The 6,077-nt window shown below is 34.0% G+C and carries 9 protein-coding genes and 2 pseudogenes; 6 read left to right on the forward strand and 5 right to left on the reverse strand.

Going from position 1 to position 6,077, the window contains the following annotated elements:
• Positions 1-2: 2 nt before the first annotated feature.
• The 4 genes and pseudogenes from C4S35_RS11070 to C4S35_RS11090 form a co-directional block, all read right to left on the reverse strand.
• Positions 3-224 carry a hypothetical protein gene (locus C4S35_RS11070; protein ID WP_244175256.1) on the reverse strand — a complete coding sequence of 74 codons (222 nt, stop codon included), beginning with the start codon at positions 222-224 and terminating at the stop codon, positions 3-5.
• Positions 221-1,199, reverse strand: a pseudogene (locus C4S35_RS16365) (IS30 family transposase). The gene C4S35_RS11070 and the pseudogene C4S35_RS16365 overlap by 4 nt, the downstream one beginning before the upstream one ends.
• A gap of 715 nt (positions 1,200-1,914) precedes the next feature.
• Complete coding sequence (locus tag C4S35_RS11080; protein WP_104000223.1) at positions 1,915-2,094, reverse strand: hypothetical protein; 180 nt, start codon at positions 2,092-2,094, stop codon at positions 1,915-1,917.
• Positions 2,095-2,883: 789 nt separating this feature from the next.
• Positions 2,884-3,111, reverse strand: coding sequence for a helix-turn-helix domain-containing protein (locus C4S35_RS11090; protein WP_104000238.1), 228 nt, complete (start codon positions 3,109-3,111; stop codon positions 2,884-2,886).
• 265 nt (positions 3,112-3,376) lie between these two features.
• Here C4S35_RS11090 and C4S35_RS11095 point away from each other — a divergent pair, with 265 nt between their 5' ends.
• The 4 genes from C4S35_RS11095 to C4S35_RS15745 are packed head-to-tail and all read left to right on the forward strand — an operon-like array spanning position 3,377 to position 5,020.
• Positions 3,377-4,132: a hypothetical protein gene (locus C4S35_RS11095; RefSeq protein ID WP_104000224.1), complete on the forward strand. Its 756-nt coding sequence runs from the start codon at positions 3,377-3,379 to the stop codon at positions 4,130-4,132.
• A 1-nt stretch (position 4,133) separates the two neighbouring features.
• On the forward strand, positions 4,134-4,571 hold the full coding sequence (locus tag C4S35_RS11100) for a DUF5675 family protein (protein WP_104000225.1): 438 nt from the start codon (positions 4,134-4,136) through the stop codon (positions 4,569-4,571).
• 7 nt (positions 4,572-4,578) lie between these two features.
• Complete coding sequence (locus C4S35_RS11105) at positions 4,579-4,857, forward strand: hypothetical protein (protein ID WP_104000226.1); 279 nt, start codon at positions 4,579-4,581, stop codon at positions 4,855-4,857.
• Positions 4,844-5,020 carry a hypothetical protein gene (locus C4S35_RS15745; RefSeq protein WP_167386522.1) on the forward strand — a complete coding sequence of 59 codons (177 nt, stop codon included), beginning with the start codon at positions 4,844-4,846 and terminating at the stop codon, positions 5,018-5,020. The genes C4S35_RS11105 and C4S35_RS15745 overlap by 14 nt, the downstream gene beginning before the upstream one ends.
• Before the next feature lie 99 nt (positions 5,021-5,119).
• Here C4S35_RS15745 and C4S35_RS11110 read toward each other — a convergent pair whose 3' ends face one another.
• Positions 5,120-5,428, reverse strand: a complete 309-nt coding sequence (locus C4S35_RS11110; protein ID WP_244175258.1) for a hypothetical protein — start codon at positions 5,426-5,428, stop codon at positions 5,120-5,122.
• Positions 5,429-5,566: 138 nt separating this feature from the next.
• Between C4S35_RS11110 and C4S35_RS11115 the strand changes: the two genes are divergently transcribed.
• Together C4S35_RS11115 and C4S35_RS11120 are read left to right on the forward strand one after the other, a co-directional pair.
• Positions 5,567-5,845 (forward strand): transposase, encoded by a 279-nt coding sequence (locus tag C4S35_RS11115; RefSeq protein ID WP_104000227.1) that lies wholly within the window; start codon positions 5,567-5,569, stop codon positions 5,843-5,845.
• Between the two features lie 23 nt (positions 5,846-5,868).
• Positions 5,869-6,077, forward strand: a pseudogene (locus C4S35_RS11120) (IS3 family transposase); the annotation flags it as partial.

Consider the following 6,077-nt stretch of genomic DNA (forward strand, 5'->3'; position numbering starts at 1 on the left):
ATTTAAGTTGATTTTGCTATTTTTTCCATAATGGAATAATCTGAACCAAATTTGCAAATAGCGTCACATTGACTTCGCAATTCAGAAAACAGAATGTATTTGCTGTTCATTTTTGAATTTTTTATGACTGGTCTGTTTAATTGTTGAATTATATTTTTTTCGCGACTGTCCGGAATGATGATATAAAATGCCTCTTCAACATCGGAAATACTCGGCGAATTCAAGTCATAAATGCAACTTGACCATTATTATTTAATGAAAGTATAAATACTTCGTTTATAGTTTTATTTCCAAACCTTTTTCTATGTCTGTTATTTAATTTATCTTCTGAATTCTGTACTTGAATGTCTGTTATGTTTTCGAAATTCATCCCTTTTGGGAAATACTGTCTTACTAATCCGTTCCTGTTTTCATTTGAACCTCTTTCCCAACTATAACAGGGTTTTGCGAAATAATAATCAATTTCTAATATATCAGACACCTTTCGATGTTGTGCGAATTCCTTTCCGTTGTCGGATGTAATTGTCTTTAAAAACGAAGTTCAATCTTGAAGTGAATCTATTATTGCCTAATTTACTTCTGTCGCTTCTTTTGATTTCAATATTCGTATTTTAGATACACCTGTTGCCCTGTCGTTGATTGTCAACAAAGCTCCTTTGTGCCCAGCTCCAATTATTAAGTCTATTTCTAAATCACCAATTGTCTTTCTTTCTTCTAGGCTTTTGAGTCTTTGGTCGATATCTACCCGACCGATTATCTGACCTCGATTATCTTTTTACGCACCTCTTTTTCTATAAACCTTTTCTTGAGAACGTAACCAAAGATGTGAGTTACCCCCTCGTTTTTTATCTTTCCAAATGTATTGATAAATTCGTTCATGAGATACACAATTGAATCCTTGCTCTTTTGCTCTTCCACTATTTGCTCTGGACTATATTCTTGTTTAACTCAATGCTCAACAAAATCCTTAACTTCAGAGGTAAATCGACTATTGTTATTTTTATCGGAATGCCTTTCTTCGCACCGGCGGTGGGCTAAAACCGCTCTGTACTTGTTATTTCGCTTACCGCAATTCCTTTTGATTTCTCTATAAGTTGTGGAAACATCTTTTTTTAATCGTTCGGCTATTTCGGGTTTTGATAATTTTCATTTAACAATTTTTCTATTATGTATTTTTGCTCTTGTGTAATTTTGCTCATAATTTGCAATTTTTCGTTTAGGAGCAAGTAAGGCTAAATATACCATTCAGCAAAAGGGGGAAAAGAATTAATTTTCTTTTCTCTTTTCTGAAAAAATTTAACCACACCGCAACTTCCAAATGTTGCATTCATTAATTGAATCTAAGAAGCTAAAGTCTCACTGTAACTATATGTTAAGAGATCCAGTAACAATGTAAAACTTAAGAAATAAAAACGATATTCCAGTAGAAAGTATTTTAGTGTTTCAATTGTTTTTGATAACATACTATTAAAAATTTAAGATATTCTTTTGTAAAAATTAGAAATTGATTTAAATGTATTACAAATTACAAAAAAACTGTTCCATTTTAAATTATATTATATTCTGGATATTTATGAAGCTTTTTTAGCTGGTAATTTTAAAAATGCTTTTTAATTGTTTTAATTGAACTATATATTCTAAATATATTATGGGCTCATTTAGACTAGTGAAAATTCTAATTTGTCGTATTCGTAATTTTATTTTGATAACGTTGTAAATATGTGATCGTAAATGATTTTCTAATTTATAAATTTCAGTTTTTTTAAATATTAAAAATGGTAGAGAACATTGCAATATATTTGTATCTTTTTAAATGCAAAAAAGGTAAAGAAAAATAATAATTTACAGAATTATTTGGATTTAGGATTTTGACAGAATTTTTATTTCAATGATAAATTAAAAGAGAATATGGGTCTATTTTAAGTTATTTTTCAACGACGAACTTTTTCTTTGATGGTGTTCATTTTCCATATTTATTAAATGTAATTCTTTGACTGATAAATCTTTTCTTGTCAACAAAGCTAAATGTTCATGTAATTTTTGAAATACTTTCAAATCATCTTCGCCAATGTCTTCAATTGATACTACTGGCAAATTTTTGAGCTATTATAAGCTCGTTTAATTTTAAATGCAACGCAATAGACTAGCCATTGAACAGGTTGTTTGAAAATTTTAAGTTGATTCAGCGAGACCCTAATTTTAGATATTTCTAGGGTCTCGATTTTTCCTCTTAAAAGATGAGATTAGATGAATAATTTGATTATGTCATAAAAGCAAAAACCCCTTAAACAGTTATGTTTAAAGGGTTTTAGTTCATTTTGAGAATTCTCTCGCGGAGAAAGAGGGACTAATCGAAATTACGAACCCCTTGTATTCATTGACTTTAAAGCCAATTCTCAGAATGAGTGCACCGAATTATGCACCCTTTTTTTGACTCAATTTAGCACTTAAATTGTATGAATCAAATTTACGAATTTAAGTCCAATTAATCTCATAAAGACGACCAAAAAATGAACAGGTTGCATTGCAATTTTCAATTTTCAAGAATGATTTTAGTCAACGATCAAGGTCATTACCTGTTCCTGTTTCAGGCTGGTATATTGGCAGAATTCTTCTATGCTCACCAATTCGTTTTGTAGCTTGTTAAGCTCTTTGCGGATGGTTTGCAACATTCTCACGCTTTGCCGGTAACTCTTCCCTGTAATGCGTTGTATGTCCTTCGGGTAGATACACAACCTCTTGTTTTCGATTTTCATACACTATCTATAGCTTTGAGTAGGTTTTGATATACCGTGAAGTACTAGCTGCCATACTTTCATGGAGTAAAATTAATCAAAAAAAGGATGCATTTATTCCCGCTGAAACAAGGCGTGGAATTTTCTTTTATTCTATAGGATTGTCGATTTTTAATAATTCCCTTGCACTGACCGGTGCCAATGTATGTCCAAACATTTTAAGGACCTGGTTTACCTTTCCGAGATTTAGGTTCTCTTTTCCTTGTTCTATTTTACGAACAACAGTTAGTGCTACTCCAGCACGTTCCGCAAAAGCTTCCTGAGTAAGCTTTACTTCGTTTCTTTTCTCTTTAACAAAATTGGCTAATGTCTTCATCGTTATATGCATTTGCATTGATTTTAAGCAAATATATCGTTTTATATGTAAAAGCATATAGTTGTTTTTTGATAGGTTGTCCGACACAGGGTGACATTTATGTTTAAAAATGTCATTTATACCACTGCAAGACATATGGAACAATGCCTTGTTCTATATTATTAGTTTAAGTGTAATCTTTGTTTTCGAAATCAATCGAAAGCGTTGCAACAGGATGATGATTGAGGAAATTTGAAACAATTATTAATTTAAATTTTTAGGAATTATGGCAAGACAGAAAGGCATAATTAAGTTGAAAGGTACGATCGGGGATATTACCTTCTACAAAACGAAAGACGGCCATTTGGCTCGTGAAAAAGGTGGCATCGATGCGAGCAGAATCGCAAGCGATCCAGCCTTCCAGAGAACGCGTGAAAACGGTTCCGAATTTGGAAGAGCTGGGAAGGCAGGGAAAACTTTGAGAACGGCATTACGAACGTTACTTATCAATTCTGCTGATGGCAGAATGGTAAGCCGATTAACTCAGTCTATGATTAAAGTCATTCAAGCGGATATGATAAGTGAGCGTGGATTGCGTAATGTGATTGATGGTGAAGCAGAATTGCTTGCAGGCTTCGAATTCAATATTAGAGGTAAACTAGGAACTTCTTTATTTGCTCCTTTTGTGGGGACAATTGACCGTGCTACGGGTAATATTATGGTTGATTTGTTGCCGTTTGTTCCTGCGAACATGATTGCGGCTGCAAGTGGAACTACTCATTTCAAAATTATATCAGCAGGTGCGGAAATTGATTTTGAAGCGGAAACCTTTGTAGTCGCCACTTCGGAAACGGATATTCTACCTTGGAATTCGAATCAAACTGTTGATATCAATCATGCCAATCCAGTTACTCCGGGCAGCACAAAACCATTGTTTTTAGCTTTGGGAATTGAATTCTATCAAGAGGTAAACGGCAGAATGTATCCTTTGAAAAACGGTTCATACAATCCATTGGCATTGGTTCAGGTAAGCGGGCTGTAAGATGGTTTTAGTGTTAAATAGGACGTATTTCCCCGAGGGAACACAAGGAACAATAGTATGGAACGGCACCTTAGTTTGTTATGCCATCGAGTTGCCTTGGTTGCATAACCAACAACGTGTTTCTTGTATTCCCGAAGGAGAATATGTTTTGCAGAAGCGGTTTAGCCCAAAGTTCCAATGGCACTTGCATTTGAAAAATGTTCCGGGAAGAGATTTGATATTAATCCATCCCGCCAATGACGCTAAATCCGAATTATTGGGTTGTATTGCGCCTGTAACACTGCACACCGGAATAGGGAAGGGCAGTTCTTCTCGAAAAGCATTAGAAAAGTTAAAAGCTTTAGTTTATAGAGCTTTGAGTTATAATGAAGAAGTGAAAATAAGAATCCAAACTAATCCTTCGACTCCGCTTAGGAAGACAAGGCTAAAAAATAAGTAAATAAATTATGAATATAATTGAACGTGCAAAAGCACCAACCCCGAAATTCTTCCGGGTTTTGAGAAGTATTGGAATGGCTCTATTGGCTATCAGCGGAACTATCATTGCGGCTCCGGTAGTTTTACCTGTAGCCGTTGTCAGTATTGCAGGGTATGCAGCCCTTGCGGGAGGAGTCATTTCAGTAATCAGTCAGATCACGGTTGACGACACGGCGAACCGAGAGCAGGTCATCACAAATCGGAAGAAAAAAGACAATCAAAATTTACCGCGAGATGGAATCAAATAATACTCTACAAATAGGAACCGCATCCGGTACTTTATTGAGTGTAGTTCCCAATATTGTTTCCGAAGATATTGTAAAAACAATTATCTTAGCTATTATTGGAGCAATAATAAGTTTTAGTGTTTCGGTCCTTTTAAAAGGATTAACAAAATCAAAAAAGAAATAATTCGGGTTTGGATTGGTAACCTTTTCCCGAATTTATATGAAAGCCTTTTCCCTTTGGATTAGGCTTTTTTTACACCTATTATCTGTCGCTTTGGTTGTATTATTTTAAAGATATTTTAAGTCCCATCTCATTTTTCAAATGGAGTAATACTTCTGCGTTTCCTTTTGCATCATCTATTGGATTGTGAGTAGGTGTCGTTTTTCTTAAATGTTTCCATTGCGCAAAAGTATCTTTTACTAATCCACAATATAAATCAGAAATTCTTCTTGATGAATAACCAAACGGATTTCTTTTGATAAAGTGATGAAAGTACCAACAAATAAACATCCAATCAAATCCGTTATTATCACTAATAAAGATTGGTTTTCCTTTTGAATTATTTTGAATCCATTTTTCAAACTCCAGCATAACATTAGTAGGATCGTTAAATTCTAAAGTCTCATTTCTGTTAAATCCTGAAATTGCTAATGTATGCTGACCCCCAAAATTCGGACAATATATTCCGACTAATTTAGATAGGAATAAAAACCTTAAATTAGCACTAATATGTCAAGAACAAGAAGAACTTTCGGAAAAGACTTCAAAGCCAAAGTTGTTTTAGAAGCCTTAAAAGAGAAAGATACCATCGAGGTATTAGCAAAAAAATACGAGTTGTTGCCCAACCAAATTTCAATGTGGAAGTCCGAAGCCATACGGAATCTTTCTGCGGTTTTTTCTGCAGAAAAAACGGTCGTTGCCAAAGATGAAATTCCAACAGAGAAACTCTATGCTCGAATAGGTCAGCTGACTTTGGAGAATGACTTTTTAAAAAAAAATCTAGGTTAGTATCCATCAGTGAGCGATTGAAAATGGTCGATACCCAAAATAAATTGAGCATTGTCAAACAATGTCGATTATTAGAAATTCATCGTGGCGGTCTTTATTATAAAGCAAAACAGGAAAGTTTAGAGAACTTGAAAATAATGCAATTACTAGACCAACAGTATTTTAATACTCCATTTTATGGCTGCAGGAAACTGACGTTCTGGCTTAAGGATTTAGGTTTTAAAGTGAATCG

The organism is Flavobacterium urumqiense (assembly GCF_900108015.1).
GTDB lineage: Bacteria > Bacteroidota > Bacteroidia > Flavobacteriales > Flavobacteriaceae > Flavobacterium > Flavobacterium urumqiense.

What these genes read in the sequence shown, in the direction of transcription:
- C4S35_RS11095 (WP_104000224.1), top strand. Translation starts at nt 3,377, where the DNA reads ATGGCAAGACAGAAAGGCATAATTAAGTTGAAAGGTACGATCGGGGAT.
- C4S35_RS15745 (WP_167386522.1), top strand. Translation starts at nt 4,844, where the DNA reads ATGGAATCAAATAATACTCTACAAATAGGAACCGCATCCGGTACTTTA.
- C4S35_RS11105 (WP_104000226.1), top strand. Translation starts at nt 4,579, where the DNA reads ATGAATATAATTGAACGTGCAAAAGCACCAACCCCGAAATTCTTCCGG.
- C4S35_RS11100 (WP_104000225.1), top strand. Translation starts at nt 4,134, where the DNA reads ATGGTTTTAGTGTTAAATAGGACGTATTTCCCCGAGGGAACACAAGGA.
- C4S35_RS11110 (WP_244175258.1), bottom strand. Translation starts at nt 5,428, where the DNA reads ATGCTGGAGTTTGAAAAATGGATTCAAAATAATTCAAAAGGAAAACCA.
- C4S35_RS11115 (WP_104000227.1), top strand. Translation starts at nt 5,567, where the DNA reads ATGTCAAGAACAAGAAGAACTTTCGGAAAAGACTTCAAAGCCAAAGTT.
- C4S35_RS11090 (WP_104000238.1), bottom strand. Translation starts at nt 3,111, where the DNA reads ATGAAGACATTAGCCAATTTTGTTAAAGAGAAAAGAAACGAAGTAAAG.